The sequence below is a fragment of the Aeromonas schubertii genome (assembly GCF_000820105.1).
GTDB lineage: Bacteria > Pseudomonadota > Gammaproteobacteria > Enterobacterales > Aeromonadaceae > Aeromonas > Aeromonas schubertii.
The window spans coordinates 1-868 of sequence record NZ_CDDB01000062.1 but is presented as its reverse complement, the minus strand read 5'-3'; the positions used below and the strand labels follow the sequence as shown (position 1 = coordinate 868).

At 61.2% G+C, this 868-nt stretch carries 1 protein-coding gene; it reads right to left on the bottom strand.

What is annotated here, in order from left to right; all coding sequences use genetic code 11:
* Nucleotides 1–52: 52 nt before the first annotated feature.
* On the bottom strand, nucleotides 53–868 hold an 816-nt coding region (thiI, locus tag BN1133_RS12205), incomplete at its 5' end, for a thiazole biosynthesis protein (RefSeq protein WP_082178001.1).

The following is an 868-nucleotide window of genomic DNA, read 5'->3' as shown; positions in this document are numbered from 1 at the left end:
TTAACTGATCGGCATTAGCCGCAGGGCCGGATTTTTTTGTCTCGAAACAGGCTTACGGGCGGTAAACCTTGACGTTGTCGAAGCCCTTCTCTTTGAGGTAGAGGGCCTGCAGCTTGCTCATCACACCGCGATCGCAGTAGAGCAGGTAGGTCTTCTCTTTCGGCAGATCGCCAAAGGCGGTGGCCAGCTTGAAGAAGGGGATATGCAGTACCTCACGCCCCTCAACCACCAGCGGCTTCTCCTCGTGCTCGTCCATGGAGCGGATGTCGAGGATCACCTCGTCGTCACCGGTCGCGGCAGTGGTCTCCACCTCCTGCACCTCGGCCGCCGTCTCTTCACCGATACGGCGAATATCGAGGTAACGCGCCTCGTCCACCACCTTGTCGAGGATGGCGAAGTCGAAGTTCTGCTCTTCGGCCTCGATGCGAGCCAGATCCGCCTTCACGGTCGGCTTCTTGGAGATGACACCGCAGTACTCGGGCATGGTCTCGGCAAATTCCAGGGTGCCTATCTTGCGCGACAGGTTCATGATGTCCGGCTTGTCCCAGGTGATGAGGGGGCGCAGGATCACCTTGTCGGTCACCCGATCGATGACGTTGAGGTTGGTGAGGGTCTGACTGGACACCTGGCCCACGCATTCGCCGGTCACCAGGGCCGGGATCTGGAAGCGGTCGGCGATGTTGGCGGCGGCGCGCATCATCATGCGCTTGAGCACCACCCCCATCTGGCCGTTGTCGATCTTCTCGAGGATCTCGGCCACCACCGGCTCGAAGTCCACCGCGGTGAAGCGCACCCGATGGGACGAGCCGAAACGGTTCCACAGGTGATAGGCCACCTGCTTGACGCCGATCTCGTGAGCCGCGCCGCC